This window comes from Brevundimonas diminuta, from assembly GCF_050310045.1.
In the GTDB taxonomy this organism is placed as follows: domain Bacteria; phylum Pseudomonadota; class Alphaproteobacteria; order Caulobacterales; family Caulobacteraceae; genus Brevundimonas; species Brevundimonas diminuta_F.
The window spans coordinates 2,231,860-2,251,179 of record NZ_CP190005.1 but is presented as its reverse complement, the minus strand read 5'-3'; the positions used below and the strand labels follow the sequence as shown (position 1 = coordinate 2,251,179).

The 19,320-nt window shown below is 67.0% G+C and carries 22 protein-coding genes and 1 tRNA gene; 11 read left to right on the top strand and 12 right to left on the bottom strand.

Annotation, left to right across the window (positions count from 1 at the left end; genetic code table 11):
• Position 1: 1 nt before the first annotated feature.
• The 3 genes from ACORJG_RS10960 to ACORJG_RS10950 form a co-directional block, all read right to left on the bottom strand.
• Positions 2-3,085, bottom strand: coding sequence for a TonB-dependent receptor (locus ACORJG_RS10960; RefSeq protein WP_427789055.1), 3,084 nt, complete (start codon positions 3,083-3,085; stop codon positions 2-4).
• A gap of 110 nt (positions 3,086-3,195) precedes the next feature.
• Positions 3,196-4,173 carry a FecR family protein gene (locus ACORJG_RS10955; RefSeq protein ID WP_427789054.1) on the bottom strand — a complete coding sequence of 326 codons (978 nt, stop codon included), beginning with the start codon at positions 4,171-4,173 and terminating at the stop codon, positions 3,196-3,198.
• Entirely contained in the window at positions 4,170-4,655 is a 486-nt protein-coding gene (locus ACORJG_RS10950; RefSeq protein ID WP_427789053.1) for an RNA polymerase sigma factor, read from the bottom strand. The genes ACORJG_RS10955 and ACORJG_RS10950 overlap by 4 nt, the downstream gene beginning before the upstream one ends.
• Between ACORJG_RS10950 and ACORJG_RS10945 the strand changes: the two genes are divergently transcribed.
• Positions 4,575-4,886, top strand: a complete 312-nt coding sequence (locus tag ACORJG_RS10945) for a tyrosine-type recombinase/integrase (RefSeq protein WP_427789052.1) — start codon at positions 4,575-4,577, stop codon at positions 4,884-4,886. The two genes, ACORJG_RS10950 and ACORJG_RS10945, sit on opposite strands and share 81 nt — an antisense overlap.
• A 37-nt stretch (positions 4,887-4,923) precedes the next feature.
• Here ACORJG_RS10945 and ACORJG_RS10940 read toward each other — a convergent pair.
• Positions 4,924-5,013, bottom strand: a tRNA-Ser gene (locus tag ACORJG_RS10940).
• A gap of 146 nt (positions 5,014-5,159) precedes the next feature.
• Between ACORJG_RS10940 and msrA the strand changes: the two genes are divergently transcribed.
• Positions 5,160-5,810 carry a peptide-methionine (S)-S-oxide reductase MsrA gene (gene msrA / locus ACORJG_RS10935; RefSeq protein WP_427789051.1) on the top strand — a complete coding sequence of 217 codons (651 nt, stop codon included), beginning with the start codon at positions 5,160-5,162 and terminating at the stop codon, positions 5,808-5,810.
• Positions 5,810-6,163: an MmcQ/YjbR family DNA-binding protein gene (locus ACORJG_RS10930; protein WP_427789050.1), complete on the top strand. Its 354-nt coding sequence runs from the start codon at positions 5,810-5,812 to the stop codon at positions 6,161-6,163. Before msrA ends, ACORJG_RS10930 begins: the two co-directional genes overlap by 1 nt.
• 108 nt (positions 6,164-6,271) lie before the next feature.
• Here the strand turns inward: ACORJG_RS10930 and ACORJG_RS10925 are convergent, their stop codons facing one another.
• The 8 genes from ACORJG_RS10925 to flgF form a co-directional block, all read right to left on the bottom strand.
• Positions 6,272-8,059, bottom strand: coding sequence for a DUF885 domain-containing protein (locus ACORJG_RS10925; RefSeq protein ID WP_427789049.1), 1,788 nt, complete (start codon positions 8,057-8,059; stop codon positions 6,272-6,274).
• Positions 8,060-8,121: 62 nt separating this feature from the next.
• On the bottom strand, positions 8,122-8,664 hold the full coding sequence (locus ACORJG_RS10920) for a hypothetical protein (RefSeq protein WP_427789048.1): 543 nt from the start codon (positions 8,662-8,664) through the stop codon (positions 8,122-8,124).
• Positions 8,665-8,671: 7 nt separating this feature from the next.
• A complete protein-coding gene (locus tag ACORJG_RS10915; RefSeq protein ID WP_427789047.1) occupies positions 8,672-9,187 on the bottom strand; it encodes a hypothetical protein in 516 nt (171 codons plus the stop codon).
• Positions 9,188-9,352: 165 nt separating this feature from the next.
• Complete coding sequence (locus tag ACORJG_RS10910; protein WP_427789046.1) at positions 9,353-9,691, bottom strand: hypothetical protein; 339 nt, start codon at positions 9,689-9,691, stop codon at positions 9,353-9,355.
• 123 nt (positions 9,692-9,814) lie between these two features.
• Positions 9,815-10,540: a flagellar basal body L-ring protein FlgH gene (gene flgH / locus ACORJG_RS10905; RefSeq protein ID WP_427789045.1), complete on the bottom strand. Its 726-nt coding sequence runs from the start codon at positions 10,538-10,540 to the stop codon at positions 9,815-9,817.
• A gap of 14 nt (positions 10,541-10,554) precedes the next feature.
• Positions 10,555-11,331 (bottom strand): flagellar basal body P-ring formation chaperone FlgA, encoded by a 777-nt coding sequence (flgA, locus tag ACORJG_RS10900; protein ID WP_427789044.1) that lies wholly within the window; start codon positions 11,329-11,331, stop codon positions 10,555-10,557.
• Positions 11,332-11,347: 16 nt separating this feature from the next.
• A complete protein-coding gene (flgG, locus tag ACORJG_RS10895) occupies positions 11,348-12,136 on the bottom strand; it encodes a flagellar basal-body rod protein FlgG (RefSeq protein WP_346533016.1) in 789 nt (262 codons plus the stop codon).
• A gap of 14 nt (positions 12,137-12,150) precedes the next feature.
• Positions 12,151-12,888 (bottom strand): flagellar basal-body rod protein FlgF, encoded by a 738-nt coding sequence (flgF, locus tag ACORJG_RS10890; RefSeq protein WP_427789043.1) that lies wholly within the window; start codon positions 12,886-12,888, stop codon positions 12,151-12,153.
• A gap of 180 nt (positions 12,889-13,068) precedes the next feature.
• Here flgF and ACORJG_RS10885 point away from each other — a divergent pair, with 180 nt between their 5' ends.
• From ACORJG_RS10885 to ACORJG_RS10850, 8 genes are all read left to right on the top strand, one after another.
• Positions 13,069-13,728 carry a flagellar basal body-associated FliL family protein gene (locus tag ACORJG_RS10885; RefSeq protein ID WP_427789042.1) on the top strand — a complete coding sequence of 220 codons (660 nt, stop codon included), beginning with the start codon at positions 13,069-13,071 and terminating at the stop codon, positions 13,726-13,728.
• 2 nt (positions 13,729-13,730) lie between these two features.
• On the top strand, positions 13,731-14,801 hold the full coding sequence (gene fliM, locus ACORJG_RS10880) for a flagellar motor switch protein FliM (RefSeq protein ID WP_427789041.1): 1,071 nt from the start codon (positions 13,731-13,733) through the stop codon (positions 14,799-14,801).
• A 1-nt stretch (position 14,802) separates the two neighbouring features.
• Positions 14,803-15,411 (top strand): DUF6468 domain-containing protein, encoded by a 609-nt coding sequence (locus tag ACORJG_RS10875; RefSeq protein WP_427789040.1) that lies wholly within the window; start codon positions 14,803-14,805, stop codon positions 15,409-15,411.
• Positions 15,412-15,509: 98 nt separating this feature from the next.
• A complete protein-coding gene (locus tag ACORJG_RS10870) occupies positions 15,510-16,361 on the top strand; it encodes a MotE family protein (RefSeq protein WP_427789039.1) in 852 nt (283 codons plus the stop codon).
• A gap of 67 nt (positions 16,362-16,428) precedes the next feature.
• Complete coding sequence (locus tag ACORJG_RS10865; protein ID WP_427789038.1) at positions 16,429-16,668, top strand: DUF3297 family protein; 240 nt, start codon at positions 16,429-16,431, stop codon at positions 16,666-16,668.
• 86 nt (positions 16,669-16,754) lie between these two features.
• Entirely contained in the window at positions 16,755-18,182 is a 1,428-nt protein-coding gene (locus ACORJG_RS10860; protein WP_427789037.1) for a M20/M25/M40 family metallo-hydrolase, read from the top strand.
• Positions 18,183-18,902: 720 nt separating this feature from the next.
• Positions 18,903-19,067, top strand: a complete 165-nt coding sequence (locus ACORJG_RS10855) for a hypothetical protein (protein WP_427793021.1) — start codon at positions 18,903-18,905, stop codon at positions 19,065-19,067.
• Complete coding sequence (locus ACORJG_RS10850; RefSeq protein ID WP_427789036.1) at positions 19,061-19,282, top strand: EAL domain-containing protein; 222 nt, start codon at positions 19,061-19,063, stop codon at positions 19,280-19,282. Before ACORJG_RS10855 ends, ACORJG_RS10850 begins: the two co-directional genes overlap by 7 nt.
• The last annotated feature ends 38 nt before the right edge of the window (positions 19,283-19,320 follow it).

The following is a 19,320-nucleotide window of genomic DNA, read 5'->3' as shown; positions in this document are numbered from 1 at the left end:
CTCAGAACGCCGCCTTGGCGGTCAGGAAGAAGTATCGACCGACCAGGTCGTAGGTCTCATTGTCCCGGTACACGTTGGTCTTGAACTGCGGGTAGGTGTCGAAGACGTTCTTCACCCCCAAACCGATCTGATAGCGATCGCCGAACCGGTAGTTCATCACCAGGTCATGATAGGTGATGGCGTCGACCGTATTCCCGTCCGGGTAAGCTTCATCGGAGTCCGTGTTTAGATCATAGACGGAGGAACTGCGGTGCTGGACGCTCCACCCGATGGTGAAGTCGCGCAGTTCGTAGTCCAGCGTCAGCGTGGCGCGCCAATCGGGATTCTTGTAGCCGCCGGCATATTCGACATCGCCCGACGCAATGCCCGGCGTCGTTTCCGTGACCATGTCCAGCAGTCGGGTGGCCTTCAGCCCCGCGCGGAACTCTCCCTCGCCCAGGGCCACGCGATAGCGGGCGCCCAGATCGACCCCGCGCGCGTGCATGCGCGCGGCGTTCAACTGGTTGGACCGGACGGCGGTGGCCTCGTGCGTCACAGGGTCCCGATCGATACGGGCGCAATAGGGGTTGTCGATGCTCGGAGCGTCGACGCACAGCTTCATCAGCGTGGCGTAGCCGAACTGGGTGATGACGTTCTCGATATCGATGTCCCAGTAGTCGACGCTCATGTCGAACGACGTGGCATAGGGCGACGCCTGCAGAAAATCGGGACGCCAGACGACGCCGAAGGTGGTGCTGTCCGAGGTCTCGGGGGCGAGGTCGGGATTGCCGCCGGTGGTGACCACGGGGCCGATCTTATAGTCCAGAAGCGGATCGGTGATGCCCAGCGCCAGACAGTTGGCCGCGCGCTGTTCGGTGGCGAAATAGGAGGCGACCTCGCACGGATCGTCGATCGAGCCGGTCATGGTGTTGATCTGCGCTTCATACAGTTCGCCGAAGTTCGGCGTCCGCACGCTGCGTGACCGGACGCCGCGCACCGCAAGTCCGCTGAACGGCTCCCAGAACAGGCCAGCTTTCCAGGAATCCGTGCCTCCGACCGTGCTGTAGTCCGAGTAGCGGTAGGCCAGTTCCAGATCGAGGTGGTTGGCCAGGGTCATATTGGACAGCACCGGCACGAGCAGTTCGGCATAGACCTCCTTGACGTCGGTCTCGGCATCCAGTTCCGGGTGCGCGGCCGGGCCGCCGCCATAGACAAGCTCGCCGCTCAGGGCGAGGGGATCGTCGCGGGTTTTCAGCGTGTCCTTGCGGTATTCGACGCCGGCCGCAAAGCCGAGTTCGCCCGCCGGCAGGTTGAACAGCACGCCGTCGACCGTCGCGCCCGCCAGCGTCTGGGTGTTCACCCGCCGCTCGTTGCGGTCCGCCATCGCATAGTCGAGCAATTCCTGGCTGGGCGCTTCCAGGCTGAAGATGTTGAGCGGCACGCAGCCGCTGTTGCGGGCCGTGATGTCGCGGCAGACCGGATCGCCATTGGCGTCCGCAACGACGTCGCGCGCCGCGATCCAGTGCGATTTCCACGGAATGTTCGACTGGGTGTAGTCGTCGCGCACCCGGCCGTGCTGGGCGAAGGCCGTCCAGTTGATCCGATCGTTGAAGCGGCCGTTGATTTCGGCGCCGAAGGTGACGGAGCCGCGGTCGTGGTTCTCGCCGCGCATCGGGAAGTTGCCGAAGGTGCGATCGATATAGAGCGACTGCAAATTGTTGCTCGTCATATAGTCGCGCAGCCCGTCGGGCAGGAACGGGTTGTCCAGATAGGCGATGGATCCGCGCGGCTGGGTTCCATTGCCCGAGAAATAGGTCGTGCGGCTGTCGTCGCGCCAGTAGTTGCTGAGGCCTTCGTATTCCTGTCCGGCGTATGAAAAATAGCCGACGATCTCGGTGTTCTCATTGAGGTCGTATGAGGCGCGCCCCAGAAGCGAGATCGCCGTATTGCCGCCTCGAAACTGCAGGACGTCCTGAAGATGGCGACCGTCGCCGCCGTCGCAGACGGAGTATTGGCCCATGTCGGTCATGACGCCGCACTCGCCCTTGCGAACGCCCGCGTCCTCTACATACCAGCGCTGGCCCGCGTGCCAGAAGGTCGGCTTGTAATCATAGTACATCTGCCGGGTCTGCTCGTTGATGATGCGATCCGGTATGCCGTCGTTGATCCCCGTATTGGCCAGGTTGGCGCGATAGCTGAGGAAGTTCTGCATTCCGAAGCGGTCGACGTAGAGCAGGGGATCGGTCTGGCTCCACGATCCGCCGATGACGAATCGACCCCGGCCGTCGGCGAACCGACCGCCCGTCGACGCCGAAATCAGATGTTCGCCGGCGTCGCCCTCCCCGGAAATCCCGGTCGTCGCCGACAGGTTCACGCCTTCGATGTCGCGCTTGGTGATGATGTTCACCGCGCCGGTCACCGCATCGGCGCCATAGACGGCGGCTGCGCCGCCGGTGATCACCTCGACGCGATCGACCATGCTGACCGGGATCATGCCCACATCGACCGCCGAGGATCGGGCGGAGCTGGAGACGCGACGCTTGCCGTCGATCAGGGTCAGGCTGCGGTTCACGCCCAGATTGCGCAGATCGACGGCCGAAATGCCCGCATCCCATCCCGTGCTGGCGCTGCCGAGGTTCTGACCCACGCCCATGACCGGATCACGTGCCAGGGCGTCCGCCACCGAGATACGGCCCAGGGCGAGCGCCTCATCCATGCGTGTCACGCTGACAGGCATCGGATTGACCAGTTCGGGACGCGGGATGCGCGAGCCGGTGACGACCACGTCTTCGATCTGCGCGACCTCAGCGCCGTCCGAGGCCACGAGGACCGCCACCTTGCCGTCGAAGGAGCGAACGCTCAGCCCCGTTCCAGCCACGAGGCGGTCAAGGGCTCTACGGACCTCGAACTGGCCCTGCACGGCGTTGGTGCGTCGTCCCGATGCGGCGGAACTGGCCAGGACGATCTCGATATTGGCCTGTCGCGCGAAGGCGCGCACGCCAGTTGCCGCCGGCTGGGCTGTCAGGTTGAAGGTCTGAACCTGCGACTGGGCGAAGGCGGCCGAGGGGAGGAAGACGCCTGCCGCGACCACGGCGGCAGGAACCAAGCAAGAAAAATCTTTAAAGCGCACGAACTGAAGCCCCATGAAATTGGATTTGAGCTCAGGACGATCGCGTTAGGGCTTTCCGTCAGCAGTTTTGTGAATGTTGAGGCATGTTAATTGTGACGTTTTATAACAATCGTGTCGTGCACGTGCTCAATTTCATCACCGGATATGGCTGATACTGCCTCTGCAAACCGTGCCGGTTCTGTTTCCGAGAACAGGCCGACAATCTTCATCTTCTCGGTTTCAGGATTCTCGATCACGATCTTGGTGCGGTTCACCGCATTCATGCGCCCGGCGATGGCGCCGATGGTGTCATCGTCGATGGACATCTGTCGCGGGGCCTGGCGCGCCTTGGCGTGCTGCTGTTCGGGGCCGGGCGCCAATTTCAGGCTTTCGCCCGCATGGAGCACGACCGACCTGGCTTCTCCACGAACGGACCAGACCTTCACCTGACCTTCCGTCACCTCGATCAAGCCGCCCTCATTTCCCAGCCGGCGGACTGTGAAGACGGTGCCGAGAGCCTGGGCGCGGACGGCCCCCGACTGCACAACGAAGGGGCGGGCCGGGTCCTTGGCGACATCGAAAGTCGCGTGGCCCGACAGCAGGATCACCCGCCGCTCGGAAGGGGACATGGCGACATCGATCCGCCCGCCGCGCCCCAATGTGGCGACCGAACCGTCCTGCAAGCTCTGTCGACGTGAGTCAGCGACGCCGCTCTCGACGGCCTGGCGAACCGGGGCCTGGGTGAGGGTCTCTTTCGGGAACGGGATCGCAACGATGGCGAGGAGGCTCGCCGCCAGCAAACCGCCAAACGCTATTCCCAGGCGCTCAGCGCCGACGGACCTTTTGGGTTTTCTGATCGCGCGGCGCGGGCGGGCTCCATTGTCATTGGCGAGCGCAGGCTTGTGGACGCTCATGGCGCGATCCATGAGTTGCATTCCCGCCCGCGCCCTCAAATAGGCGCCGCGATGGCGTCGATCCGCCTGAAGCCATTGATCCAGACGCGCCTGCATGTCGTCAGACAGGGGCCCCGCCTGCGCCTTTACGAGCCAGCCCGCCGCCTCTTGCTCAATGGTTTCCTCCTTCATGAGGACGTCTTCGCTCCAGATTCGCTTTTCGTCGGCCGGTCCGCGCGGACATCCTCGCCCTCCAGCATCGAAAGCACCTTGCGCAAACCTCTCACCATATGATTTTCGACCGTGTGTTCGGCGATCCCCATGCGGCGCGCGGTCTCCTTCTGCGAGAGGCCGTGCAGCCGCCGCAACTCGATGACCTCGCGCGTCACCTGCGAAAGGCCGCCCAGCGCCACGACCACGCGCCTCAACTCCTGTCGCGCCTCGATGACCTGATCCGCCAGCGGGGCTTCATCCAGGACGCAGGACTCATCCATTTCCGTCAGCTCCCGCGCGCCCATCGTCTTGGCCCGGCGAAGGCTGTCCAGAACGACGGACTGAACCGTCGTGAAGAAGTAGGCCTTGCCGTTCGCGATATGATCGATCGATTGCAGAGAGGCGATGCGGCAATAGGCCTCCTGCAGAACGTCTTCGACCTCCACGGCATGTTGCCTCATTGCTCTGCTCATGGGCTGCGGAAAGCGGCGGCTCGGAGATTGGCGGAGGCCGGCTGTACGGCACACGAGATCATGTCGATCACGGGCCACCAAAGTTTGAAGGAGGTGGAGCGCTACACGCGCGAAGTCGCCCGGCGCGGGTTGGCCGATACAGCGATGAACCGCATCGCTAGATGCACGAAACCAGAACACTTCCGTCTAACTCTCAGCTTAAGGTTAGACGACTCTTAGGATAAGACAATGAATTATAACGATAAATTTCGGCGGGTGGCGGACAGAGAGGGATTCGAACCCTCGATAGAGTTGCCCCTATACACGCGTTCCAGGCGTGCGCCTTCAACCACTCGGCCACCTGTCCATTCCACCTGAAGCCCGGATGCGTCCGGGGCGGAACCGTCGGGAGCGGACCGACGGGAGGGGCTGATTAGAGCATGACGCCCCCATGGGCAAGCGCCCTTGAAGCCTCCATATAGGCGAAGACGCTGTTTTCTCGGAGTTCGCGCCATGTTGCTGAAGAAGAATGCTGAATTGCCCACGTCCGAGACGGCTCTGCCGGGGCGGGCCGAGCCGCTGGCGACCGATGAGACTCACTTTGTGCTGGGGCATGCGCTGAAGGGGCCGCATCCCGCGGGGATGCAGACGGCCGTGTTCGGCATGGGCTGTTTCTGGGGCGTGGAGCGGGTGTTCTGGAAGCTGCCGGGCGTGTGGGTGACGTCGGCGGGCTATGCGGGCGGGATCACGCCCAATCCGACCTATGAAGAGGTCTGTTCGGGCCGCACCGGCCATACGGAGGTGGTGCAGGTGGTGTTCGATCCGGCCCGGATTTCATACGGCGATCTGTTGAAAGCCTTCTGGGAGAACCACGATCCGACGCAGGGCATGCGTCAGGGCAATGATCAGGGCACGCAGTATCGTTCGGCCATCTATACGCTGAATGATGAGCAGCAGGCGGAGGCGCTGGCGTCGCGCGACGCCTATCAGGCGGCGTTGAATGCGGTGGGGCGCGGGGCGATCACGACCCAGATCGAACCGGCAGGGCCTTATTACTTCGCCGAAGACTATCATCAGGGCTATCTGGCCAAGAATCCGGCGGGCTATTGCGGCATCGGCGGGACGGGCGTGGTCTGTCCGATCGGCCTTGGTGTCGGCGCCTGATGGATCGTGCGGGCGTAGGCAAGGTCTGCCTGGCTCTGCCGGGGGCGACGATGGATCATCCGTTCGGGCCGGGTCATGACGCCTATAAGATCGGCGGCAAGATGTTCGCCCTGATCGGGGCCGAGGGCGGGCTGTCGTTCAAGGTGTCCGACATCGCCTATGCGGTGCTGACCGAAGAGGGGCGGGCGGCCCCTGCGCCCTATCTGGCGCGGGCCAGATGGGTGCATCTGGCTGATCCGGGGGACTGGCCGGATGATGAACTGGCCGATCACCTGAAGTCGGCCCACGCCCTGATCGCCGCGAAGCTGACGAAGAAGGCGCGGGCGGAGTTGGGGCTTCTCCTCCCCATGTGATGGGGAGATCGACGGCGAAGCCGACGAGGCGGCTGGGTCTCGCTGTCGCAAGACCCCTCCACCACTTCGTGGTCCCCCTCCCCACGGTGTGGGGAGGAGAGGCAGGCGTTACTTCGCCTTCTGCTCGGCGATCCAGCGGTCCATGCGCGCGTCCAGCAGGGCCAGCGGCAGGGCGCCGTCGACCAGCAGGGCGTCGTGGAAGGTGCGAACGTCGAAGCGGTCGCCCAGTTCGCGTTCAGCCTTCTGGCGGATCTCGCGCAGGCGGATCTCGCCGATCTTATAGGCCGTGGCCTGACCGGGGTCGCCGATGTAGCGCTGCAGTTCGGTTTCGATGTTGTGCGCAGACAGGGCGGAGTTGTCGCGGAAGCAGGCGCGCGCCTGTTCCTCGCTCCAGCCCAGCCAGTGCAGGCCGGTGTCGGCCACCAGACGACAGGCGCGCCACATCTCATAGCTGAGGCGGCCGAACCGCTCATAAGGCGTGCGATAGATGCCCATTTCCTCGCCCAGGAACTCGGAATAGAGGCCCCAGCCTTCGCTGAAGGCCGTGACCGAGGCGCGGCGGCGGTAATAGGGCTGGTCGGCGGCTTCCTGCTGCAGGGCGATCTGCAGGTGGTGGCCCGGCACGGCCTCGTGCACCGTCAGGGCGGGCAGTTCATACAGAGGCCGCTGATCCAGCTTGCCGGTGTTGACGATGTAGCCGCCGGCCACGCCTGTCTTCATCGACCCGGCGTTATAGCGACCGGTGGTGTAGGTCTCTTCCATCTCGATCGGCACCGGGCGCACGCCATAGGTCAGGCGCGGCAGGGTGGCGAACAGCGACGGCAGGCGGTCGTCCGAGCGTTTGGCGATTTCGGACGCCTTCTCCAGCAATTCCTCGCGCGTCTTGGCGTAGAATTGCGGGTCGGTGCGCAGGAAGGTCAGGAAGCCGGCGAAGTCGCCGGTCCAGCCGGCGGCGCGCATTTCCGTCTCCATGCGGGCGCGGATGCGGGCGACTTCTTCAACGCCGATCTGATGCACCTGATCGGGCGTCAGGTCGGTGGTCGTGTTGCTGCGGACCAGGAAGGCATACAGGTCGCGGCCGCCGGGGCGGTGAACCAGACCCGGCTCCTGCGGGGCTTTTGGCGCGTATTCGTCACGCAGCAGGTCGCGCCAGGCGGTGCGACGGGCGGTGATCGGTCCCTCGACAATGGCGCGGGCGCGGGCGCGGAACTGTTCCTGCTGGGCGGCGGGGATGGAGGCGGGCAGGGCGTTGAACGGACGCAGCAGGACGTCGCCCGCCTCGCCCGGCGTCAGGTCACGCTCGGCCTGGGCCAGGGCGCTGTCGACCACCGAACGGGCCTGGATCAGGCCGGTTTCCAGCCCGCGCCGGGTGTTGGCGATCCCGGCGTCGTAATAGGCGGGCGCGGCCTCCAGACGTTTCAGCCAGGCCTCGGCGTCGGCGGCCGTGGCGATGCGGGTGGCGGGCGCCACATAGGCCAGCATCTGGCCGGGACCGCCTTCTGAATCAAAGGCCAGACGCGACGGGTCCAGCTCGATCCGCTCCAGCTCGCGGCCGATCAGATAGCCGACGAAGACGTGGTTCAGGCGGTGGGCTTCGTCCAGCGAGGCCGGGTTGATGGCGTCCAGCCGCGCCTTCAGGGCGTTCAGCGGGGCGCGGCGGGCCAGTTCGCCTGCGCGGCTGGCGTCGGGCAGGCGCGACAGGGCGGCGCGGTCGCTGTCCATGCCCGAGCCGATGGGGTCGTTCTGGCGCAGATACGCCTCATAATCGACCAGCAGGGCGTCCAGCGCGGCGGCGGCCGGAGACTGGGTCTGAACGACGGCCGCCTGCGCGGACGGCGCGCCTATGGCCGCAAGGCCCGACAAGCCGAGACCGGCGGCGAGAATAAGATGACGCATGGCGGAAGCCCTCCCGAATACTGCGGTGGAAGGGAGCGGACCGGGCCGCCGCGGTCAAGCCTTCAACGGCACAGGTCGAGGAAGTGCGCGGCGCGTTTTTCCGAGCCGGGCTGGGCGGCCATGGTCAGGCGCTGATCGCCCTGCAGCACGGCCAGCCAGCCCAGACGGCTGAAACGCTGGAACACCGGGGCGGCGGCGGGCGCGGTGGCGACCAGATAGGCGCCGTCGTGCATGTCGGCCTCTTCGATGCGGGCCGGATAGGTTTCGACGGCCCCGCCGGATTCAACCGTGATGGCGCGGCCGGGCGTTTGGTCGACAAGCAGCGACAGGGCGACCTTGCCCGACCCCTTGGCGCACATGAGGCTCAGCGGCACGTCGTCCGATTCGGCCAGGCCGTAGGACAGGCGCGGCTCGTCCGGGTCATCGTTCAGGAACCAGTCGTAACCGGCGACCGGGCGTGGGGCGCCCGATGCGGCGCCGGACGCTGTCAGGGCCGAAGACGCGCCCGTGGTCGGGGCGCAGGCGCCCAGCGCGCTCAGGGCGGCGAGAGCGGCGGCTCCGGAGAGTGCGCTTGTCAGCGGGGCGAGGCGGGCGATGGCGCGCATCCTGATCTTATCCGGTGCAGAGTTCGGCGAAGCGCCGCAGCTTGGGCAGGTCGCCCCGTTCCAGGCTCACTACGCTGGTCTGGTCGCCCATGGCCAGCGTCAGCCGCCCGGAGGCCAGAAAGGCGCCGAAGACCGGGTGGTCGGCGCGCAGGGCCGTCTCCAGCCGCCCTCGTCGGGCGCGGGCCTCGACCTCGGCGGTGGCGGCGCCTGAACGCACGGTGGCGAAGCCGTCGGCGCCGGTCGCCTGATGCAGGGTCAGGCGGGCGATGCTGGAGCCGGGCGTGCATTCCAGCGTGGTGCGCAGGTGCGGCGTATCGGGAATCTCATTGGCCAGCACCAGAGGGCCGTCGCCGCTGTAGAGGGTCCAGGTCCAGCCCTCTGCGGCGCGCGGGCGCGTCGTCGGATTGGGCGCCGGCTGTGCGCTCTGGGGTCGTTCGACCGGCGCCTGCGCCCCGGCGTCAGGCGAAGCCTGCACGGCCAGGGCGAACATCGCGGCCTGGGCCAGGCCAAGCATTGAGGTCATGTTTCAGCCCCCGCTGATGAAGACCGGCGGACTTTGATCAGGCCCGCCCCGAAGCGCAATAGCCAAGAAAGCCCTGAATCAGCCGTTGCTCGTCGCGTGTGGCGGTCAGGCGGCGCTCGCCCGCCTCGGTCAGGACCGGCATCCGGCCGTCGCGGGCCAGTCCGGTCAGGGCGGCGTCGTCCAGCGATAGCCGGGCCTCGAACGCCTCGCCGTCCGACAGGGGATCGACCGGACGGGGGCCAGCGACGCCTGTTGCAGGGTCGCGCTGCGCGGCTGCACATCGCCATAGACCACGGCGGCGCCTTCGCCCGGCGTGCAGGTCAGCATCAGGGCCAGATGGTCCGAATCCGGCAGGCCATAGGCCAGTTTGGCCAGCGGGCCTTCACGCAGGACGTGCCAGCCTGCGACTTCTGTTTTGATCTGCGGCCGGGCGCGCGTCGTCGCCTGGCTCGCAATGGCGGCCAGGGCCACAATGGCCAGAACAGGAAAGGCGGCGTTCCGCATGACAGACAACTCGCGTTCGGCGGATCAAACGCGTGTCGACTGTTAACGGTTCACGGCTCCGCTGGGCGGCGCGCGATTCCGTGATGCGACGATGCCGCAATCACACGGTTTGTTGAACGCGGATCAGAAGGGGCTGAAGCGCTCGACCAGTGATTGGCCGGCGGGGGCGGCCTGCATCCGGCTGATGTCGCCGCGCCCGCCATAGCTGATGCGCGCCTCGGCGATCTGGCTGTGGCGGATGGTGTTGGCGCTGGAGATGTCTTCCGGCCGCACGATGCCCGCCACGGTCAGTTCGCGCACCTCGCGGTTGGTGCGCACTTCCTGCCGACCCTGGATGACCATGTTGCCGTTGGGCATGACGGCGGTGACGACGGCGGCGACGGTGACGTTCACCCGCTCCGAGCGGTTCACGCTGCCCGAGCCGTTGGCGTTCACGGCCCCTTCCATGCCGACCATCTTGGACGGGTCGAAACCGCCGGGGAAGGCGCGGCCGAGGCTGTTCTCGAAGCCGAAGAAGTTGTTCACCCCGGTCGAGGCGCTGTTGGTTCGGTTGCGCTGGGTGGTGTTCTGGGTCTGGGCGCGATCGTTGATGTCGATGGAGACGGTCAGGATGTCGCCGACGCGACGCGCGCGCTGGTCGCCGAAGAAGCTGCGCGCGCCGGTGCGCCACAGGCTGTTGGGGCTGGCTGCGGTCGGTTCGGGCAGATAGGCTTGTTCGACCGGGACCAGGGCGGCCGGATAGCCGATGGGCGCCAGCTGCGGCCCCTTCACCGCTTCAACGGCGGTGGAGCAGGCGGTCAGGCTGAGGGCGGACAGCGAAAGGGCGGCGACGAGGGACAGGGTGCGCATGATGGTTTCCTCGCTCAGCGGGCGGCGAACTGTTGCGGGTTCTGACGGGCGATGCGGGCGGCGGGGCCGGTGACGGCCCGGCCGGGGGCCACGGCCACGGCGTCGATGGTGCGGTTGGACTGGATGTTCAGGATCGGCACGGCCTCGCCCGCCGAGGCGTTGCGGGTCGCCTTGCCGGTGACGGTCAGCTCAACGCCGCCGCTGATATAGGCGACCTCGACCATGTCGTTGCGGGCGATGACCTGGGGCGAGGCCAGGTCGCGCTGGGCCACCGCTGATCCGGCGCGCAGGGCGCGTTTGGCCTGCAGACCGATGACGGTCTCGGCGTCCTGAGGGGCGCCTGCGGGGGCCAGATGCGACTGGACCCGCGACCAGATGACGTCCTCGGGCTGGATCACCTCTCCGGCGGCCAGACTGCGGGCGTAGGTCAGAACCTCGATGCTGGCGGCTGGGCCGGCGCCGACGCTGGCGGCGGCGGGGCGGGCCAAGGCCTCGGCCGGAAGGGCGGCGCCGCCCTCGCGCACGACGATGCGGCGCAGGCCTGCCGGATTGCTCCATTCCAGCCCTGCGCGGCGCGCGGCCAGCTGAACCTGAGAGGCCTCCAGCACGGCGGTCGCTCCGACGCGGCGGCCGACCACCACGTCAGCGGCGGCCCCGGCGTCGTCGAACAACTGGCCCAGGGTGATGCGGCCGTCGTCGTTGACCGGATCGGGCAGCAGATTGACCGGCCCGGCCCATGCGGGGGCAGCCAGTGCGGCGATGGCGGCGGCGAGGATCAGCACGCGCTTCATGGCTTAAGGCCTTTCCCTAGCTCTTCAACTGGGTCGAGACGGACAGCATTTCGTCGGCGGTGGTGATGACCTTGGAGTTCATCTCATAGGCGCGCTGGGCGACGATCAGGGCGGTGATCTCGCTGACCGCGTCCACGTTCGACGCCTCGGTGTAGTGTTGCAGCAGGGTGCCGTAGCCGACCTCGCCCGGCGCCCCGACCGTGGCCGGGCCCGAGGCCGCCGTCTCCAGCAGCAGATTGTCGCCGATGGCTTCCAGCCCTGCCTCGTTGAAGAAGGTGGCCAGTTCCAGCTGGCCCACGACCTGCGGTTCGGGCTGGCCTTCGGTCTTCACCTGAACCTGACCGGACTTGGAGATGGTGACGTCGACCATGTCCTGCGGAATGGCGATGGCGGGCTCGACCGCATAGCCGTCGTCCGTCACCAGCTGACCCTCGCCGTTGACGGTGAAGTTGCCCGCGCGGGTATAGGCCAGCTCGCCCGAGGGCAGGGTGATCTGGAAGTAGCCTTTGCCCTGAATGGCCAGGTCGTAGATGTTGCCGGTGCGGTTGGGACTGCCCTGGTCGGTGATGCGGTAGACGCTGCCTGCCTTGACGCCCGAGCCGATCTGGATGCCGGTCGGCACGACGGTGCCCTGCGTCGAGGACTGGGCCCCCATGCGCTCGACGTTCTGATACAGCAGGTCCTGGAACTCGGCCCGCTGACGCTTGAAGCCGACCGTGTTCATGTTGGCGATGTTGTTGGAGATGACCTCCACGTTCAGCTGTTGGGCGGCCATGCCGGTGGCGGCGGTGCGAAGCGCGCGCATGTCTCAGCTCTCCCTTACGAAACCCGGCCCAGCCGCTCGACCGAGCGGCGTGACAGGTCGTTGGCGTTTTCGATCATCTTGGTGACGCGCTCATAGGCGCGGCTGATCTCGATGAGGTTGGTGATTTCCACGAGGGTGTTGACGTTCGACCCTTCCAGCATTCCCTGACGGATCTGGGCGTCGGTCGCGTCCAGCGGCTGGGCGTTCGAGGCGTTGCGGTACAGGCCGTCGCCCGATTTCTGCAGCGCCGACAGGGCGTCGAAGCGCACCACGGTCAGGCGTCCGACCGGCTGGCCCTGCTGGCTGATCGTGCCGTCGTGGGCGACGCTGGCGGGGCCGCGCTGCGGGTCCAGAACGATCTCGGCGCCGTCGGCCAGCACCGGCAGGCCCTGCTTGGTGGTCAGCCGTCCTTCGGGATCGGTGACGAAGCCGCCGTCGCGGGTATAGGCGGGGCCGCCCGCCGTCTGCACGGTGAAGAAGGCGCCTTCGCCCTCGATGGCGAAGTCCAGGTCGCGGCCGGTCTGCTTCAGCGAGCCCTGACCGAAGTCGCGGCCCACGCCCTTGTCCAGCACGAAGCTGGCCGAGGGGCGGATGTTGTCGTTACGGGCGCGCTGGCCGACCTCGGTCCCGACCATCAGCTGCTCGACCTTGAAGCCGGTGGTGTCGGCGTTGGCGACGTTATTGGCCACGATGTCCAGCTCGCGGCGAAGCGTCATCTGGCGCGACAGTCCGATATAGGCGGCGTTTTCCACGGGCGGGCTCCTTTCGCCGCTTCCCGTCGCAACGGTCGTGCCAACAGGGTTAACGCCCGTGGAATGGGGGTTTGAGCGGTATTCGCTCCTGCGGCGCCCGGCAGGATTTGCCGATCGTAAACGCCTCATTAACCAAAACTGGCCCACACCCGGCAGGGTAAGGATCGGGGCGACCTGCGGATGCTGAAACTCAAGCTGGGCAAGAAGAAGAGCGAAGCGCCCGCGGGCGACGATGCGAACCTGCCCGTCGTGAGCGAGGCTGCGCCCGGCGCCGAGGGCGAAGGCGACGCCGCCGAGGCTCCGGCCAAGAAGAAGATCCCCCTGCTGTTCATCATCATCCCGGCGGCGCTGGTCGTGCTGGGCGGGGGCGGGGCGACCGCCTTCCTGATGATGAAGCCCAAGCCCGCCGAGGCGTCAGGCGGCCACGCGGCCCCGGCCAAGGACGAGAAGAAGGCCAAGAAGGAAGGCGGCCACGGCGGCGGCAAGGAGGGCGAGGCGGCCCCCGGCGAGGGCAAGATCGCGGCCGGTCCCGACGGCGTGACCTTCTACACCCTGCCCGACATGATCGTGAACATTCAGTCGGCGGACGGGCGTCCGACCTATCTGAAGCTGCGCCTGACGCTGGAGATGAAGGACGCCGCGGTGGCCTCGCATCTTCAGGCCGAGGCGCCGCGGATGCAGGACATGTTCCAGAGCTTCCTGCGCGAACTGCGTCCCGAGGATCTGGCCGGGTCGGCCGGGTCGTATCAGCTGCGCGCCGAGATCCTGCGCCGGGTCAATCTGATCGCGGCGCCGGGCAAGGTGGACGCCGTGCTGATCGAAGAAATGCTGGTGCAGTAGTCATGACTGACGCCCTGGCGCCCGAAAACGAACTGGACCCCTTCGGCGGAGACGCTGATCTGGGAGCCGACATGGGCGCGGCCCTGTCCGAGCGGGTGCTGAACCAGGACGAGATCGACAGTCTGCTGGGCTTCGACATGGGCGGCGGCGCCGATGATGAGCGCAGCGGCATCCGCGCCATCATCAACTCGGCGCTGGTGTCCTATGAGCGCCTGCCGATGCTCGAAATCGTCTTCGACCGCCTGGTGCGGTTGATGACGACCAGTCTGCGCAACTTCACCTCCGACAACGTCGAGGTAAGCCTCGACACCATCAGCTCCATTCGCTTCGGCGACTATCTGAACTCCATCCCGCTGCCGGCCATTCTGGCGGTGTTCCGGGCTGAGGAGCTGGATAACTATGGCCTGCTGACGGTCGATTCCAACCTGATCTATTCGATCGTCGATGTTCTGCTGGGCGGGCGTCGGGGCACGGCGGCCCTGCGGATCGAGGGGCGGCCCTACACCACCATCGAGCGGGTGCTGGTGCAGCGCATGGTCGAGGTCATCCTGAACGACGCCCGTCAGGCGTTCGAGCCGCTGACCCCCGTCCACTTCAATCTGGATCGGCTGGAGACGAACCCTCGTTTCGCCGCCATCGCGCGCCCGGCCAACGCCGCCATTCTGGTCAAGCTGCGCATCGACATGGAAGATCGCGGCGGCCGAGTCGAACTGCTGCTGCCCTATTCGACGCTGGAGCCGATCCGCAAGATGCTGCTGCAGCAATTCATGGGTGAGAAGTTCGGCCGCGACAACATCTGGGAAGGCCACCTGGCCACCGAACTCTGGACCACGGAAACCGAGGTGCGCTGCGTGCTGGACGAGCAGCAGATGCCCCTGTCCAAGGTGCTGGACCTGAAGGTCGGCGACACCCTGATGTTGAACGTCACGCCTGAATCCGACGTCTCGGTGCGGGCGGGCTCCATCGCCCTGACGACCGGCAAGATGGGCCGCAAGGGCCAGCACATCGCCGTGCGCGTCGAAGGCCCCATCAGCACCGACGCCGCCGCCCGCCTCGCCAGGGAGAACAGCTGACATGACCGGCATCATCCTCGACTCCATCCTCATGCTGCTGCTGGTCGCGGCCATCGGCTACGGCATCAAGCTGGAGCGCAAGCTGAAGACCCTGCGCGAGGGCCAGCTGGCCTTCGCCTCGGCCGTGACCGAGCTGAACAGCGCCGCCGGACGCGCCGAACAGGCGCTGGCCACCCTGCGCGCCTCGGGGCAGGAGACGGACCTGCTGCACGACCGCATCATCAAGGCCCGCGCGGTGAAACAGGAGTTGGAGGTGCTGATCGCCCGCGCCCCCGCCCGCCCGAGCGACAGCCGTATCGAAACGCGCGAGGACGAACGCCGCGCCGCCGCCCGCGCCCCCGTCGAGACGGACATGGCGGTCGAGCCTGAACCCGTCCGCACCTCTTCGGTCGCGCCGCTGCTGGATGATGAAGCCCGCGCCCGCCGCATGGCCTCGCTGATGGAGCGCATCGAGGGCGCCCGCGCCGTCATGAAGGTGCCGTCGCCCAAGCCTGCGCCCGCGCCGGAGCGCGCCTCGCCGGTGATGCAGGCCCTGGCCGCTAACCATGCTGCGCAACAGAGCCTAAACCGCGCCCGCCGTAGTCTGGACGACGACCTGTTCGCTGCTTGATGTTGGCCCCTATGTCCGACACACGGTGTCGAACGACTTGAGGGGCGAAGTTTTTCCTACCTGGCGCGTAGCGCCGAACCGTTCGCTGAGTTTGACCGATGAGCAAGCTGCCCCGCCTTCTGCCCCTGATCGCCATCGCCATCGGCGGCGTCGTGGCCGTGCGCGCTGCGGGCGTGGCGCCGGACCTGTTTCAGGGCGCGACCGCATGGGCGCAGGAAACCGCCGTCAAGGAAGGCGAGGGGGCCAAGCCCGAACCCAGGCCCGCCGCCGTCTGCGCCCTGACGCCCGAACAACTGGCCCAGCAGGCGGGCATTTCCCCGGCTGAACTGCGGATCATCCAGTCGCTGTCCAAGCGCCGCGACGCGCTGGATGCGCGCGACGCCGATTTCGCCACCACCCTGCCGCTGATGGTCGCCGCCGAGCAGAAGCTGGACGCCAAGCTGCAGGCGCTGGAGGCCCTGAAGGGCGAGATTGGCGCTCTTGTCGGTCAGGTCGACGAAAAGGAAAAGGCCGAGGCCGACCGTCTGGTCGCCGTCTATTCCGCCATGCGGCCCAAGGAGGCGGCGGCCGTCTTCGCCACTCTGGACGACAGCGTGCGCCTGCCGGTCGCCTCGGCCATGCGCCCCCGGACCCTGGCCGCCATCATGGCCCAGATGCAGCCCGCCGCCGCCCGCGAACTGACCGAAAAGCTGGCCAAGCGCTTCCAGGCCCAGCAATACGCCGCCCGCGCCGCCGCCGTGGCCTCGCCCCCGACCGAAGCGGGGCCCGTTGCGCAACAGGCCGCTCAACAGGCCGCAGCCCCTGCGCCCGCGCCGACCCGCGCCGCCCAGAACACGGCCCCGCGCCGCGCCCCGACCTCCGCCGCGCGGCCTGCGGCCCAGCCCGCCGCCAAGGCTCCGGCCGCCGCTGCTGCAGATGCTCCGGCCGCGCCGCGCCAGTCGGTGCAATAAGGCGGCGGTTGTCGCATCGGCCTTGCGCGGCTATTCAGCCCGCTTCGATTTTTCGCGAGACCTTCTTATGTCCGACGTCCTGCCTGACCGCCTCTCGGTCGATCCCGACAGCCCCTTCCACGACGCCGAACTGCTGGCGCGCGGCGTGGGCATCCGCTTCAAGGGCGAGGAAAAGACCAACGTCGAGGAATACTGCGTCTCGGAAGGCTGGGTCCGTCTGGCCGTCGGCAACCGCGTCGACCGTCGCGGCAAGGCCCTGACCGTCAAGTTACAAGGTCCGGTCGAGCCCTTCATCAAGGGCGAGTGATTTCCGCCTGGCGGCGAAGCTGAGGCTTTCGGTCGCAGTCTTCGCCCGCTAGGGTTCGCGCCTGTCATTGAGTCTGGGAGGCGCTCTTGTCGTTCAATATCCGTCTGATGGCCGCCAGCGCTGTGGCGCTCGGCCTTGTCGCTGCGCCGGTCATGGCGCAGGACGCCCGCACCATCCGCGCCGCAGAACAGGTGCGAGATCAGGCGCTTAAGGGCAATATCGCCCTCGACTACGTCACCCAGATCACCACCCGCTTCGGCCCGCGCCCGGCGGGTTCGCGCGCCGAGCAGGAGGCCGCCGCCTGGGCCGCCGACTATATGCGCGCCCACGGTTTCCAGAACGTCCGCATCGAGCAATTCCCCCTGATCGGCTGGGAACGAGGCGAGGAAAGCGCCGAGATTCTGGGCGCCCGTCCGCAGAAGCTGGTCGTGGCGGCTCTGGGCCACTCCATCCCGACGCCGGCCCAGGGCATTGAGGCCGAGATCGTCTTCTTCGACGGTCTGGACGCCCTGCTGGCCGCGCCCGCCGGTTCGCTGAACGGCAAGATCGCCATGGTCGACGGCGGCCAGATGGTGCGGATGCAGGACGGGTCGGGCTATGGCCCGCTGTCGCGTCTGCGCGGCATGGGACCGGTCGAGGCGGCCAAGCGCGGCGCCGTGGCCTTCGTCATGCGCTCGGCCGGGTCGGACGAACACCGGATGCCGCACACCGGCACCACCCGCTATGTCGAGGGCAAGGTGCCGCTGCCGGCCTTTGCGCTCAGCGCGCCGGACGCCGATCAGGTGGCCCGTCTGGTCGGCATGGGCGAGACGGTGCGCCTGCGCCTGAAATCCACCGCCCACACCTATGAGACGATCAGCCAGAACGTCATCGGCGACATCGTCGGCGCCTCGCGTCCGGACGAGATCATCGTCCTGGGCTCGCACATGGACAGCTGGGATCTGGGCACCGGCGCCATCGACGACGCGGCGGGCGGCGCCATCACCCTGGCGGCGGCCAAGCTGATCGCCGAACAGGGCCGCCCGGCCCGCACGGTGCGCGTGGTCCTGTATGGCTCTGAAGAGGTCGCCCAGCCGACCGACCACGGCAACGGCGGCGGCGCCTATGTCCGCAACATCGGCTCGGCCGTTGAAAAGCACATCGTGGCCGGCGAGAGCGATTTCGGCGCCGACCGTATCTATGCCCTGGGCCTGCCGCCCGGATCGCAGGGGACGGACTTCGCCCGTATCGCCGAGCGCGTCCTGCGCCCGCTGGGCGTCCTGCCGGGCGAGCCGGAAATGTATGGCGGCGTCGACATCGGCCCGCTGGCCAAGGTCGGGGTGCCGGTGTTCGGCCTGCGTCAGGACGGCACGCGCTATTTCGACCTGCACCACACCGCCGACGATACCCTGGACAAGATCGACCCGGCCCAGATGACCCAGAATGTCGCCGCATGGGCGGCTCTGGTGCGCCTGATCGCCGATTCAGATGTAGACTTCCGGGCCGCCCGTGCGGCACATGAGGCGAAGCGCTGAGGCGCGCGCTGCGAGCGTGGCGGAACTGGTAGACGCAGGCGACTTCCAACATCTCTTCGGCAGGTCTACCCCTCTGAATCGATCGTGTGTCTTGGCGCATGCATGCACCCCAGGCACTTTCTGTATGCGGGAAAGATGTCATACGCCGAATCTGCACGTCTTCATTGGCGTCGGCTCAGTTGCCCTTGGCGATAGCCATCGAACGCGGCTATAGAGCGGTTCAGCTGGCGGGCGTGGCGAAACTGGTAGACGCAACGGACTTAAGCTGAGGATTGAGTGCGCCGGGGGAAATCCCGGACGTAGAACTGCTCAAATTCGGGGAACCCTGTAAAATGGCGATCCCGAGCCAAGCCCGTCATCCGTGGCGGGAAGGTGTAGAGACTAGACGGGCGGCGTCTAAGGCCTTGCGGCTATGACGAAGGGATAGTCCAGACCACGAACGTCTTCGGGCGGCGGCGAAAGTCGAAGTGGTACGAAAATCCGTCGGGCATTGCCCATGCCGGTTCGACTCCGGCCGCCCGCACCAACTCATGTTCAGCGTCCGACGCGCTGTACGCCAGGCGCAGGGCGCTGTTGAACTGATCGCGCGCGCGATTTCGGCGTTGAAGGAAGACCGCGATCCTGTGAGAACCGCTCAGATTCAAGAGCGGCTATTCATCTCCAAACCAGGCGCCGCGTCAGGCTTGCCGACAGGCCGCCGCCTGGGCCGAGCCGCACCGCATCGCCGTCAACCTGTCGCCACTGCAACTGAACCACGTCGACCTGCCGCGTCTGGCGCATCAGATTCCGTTCGAGACGGGCCTGTCGCCCTCGCGGCTGGAGCTGGAGATCAATGAAACGGCGATGATCACCGACATGGAGCGCACCACCCGTGTCCTATGTTAGTTGAAGGCGCTGGGCGTGACGATCGGCGAAGCCTGTCGATCCCGGTGCTGGCCGAGGGCGTCGAGACGCCCGAGCAGCCGGCCTTCCTGCGGGCGCAGGGCTGCAATGAGGTGCAGGGCTATCTGCTGGGCCGGCCCCAGGCCGAGGCGGACGCCCTGACGAACGGGGCGGCCTGGATCGAAACGACGGGCGCCGCCGTGGCCAGCGCCGCCTGACGGGCGGATTTCTTGCCGATTATTCACATGACCCGGCG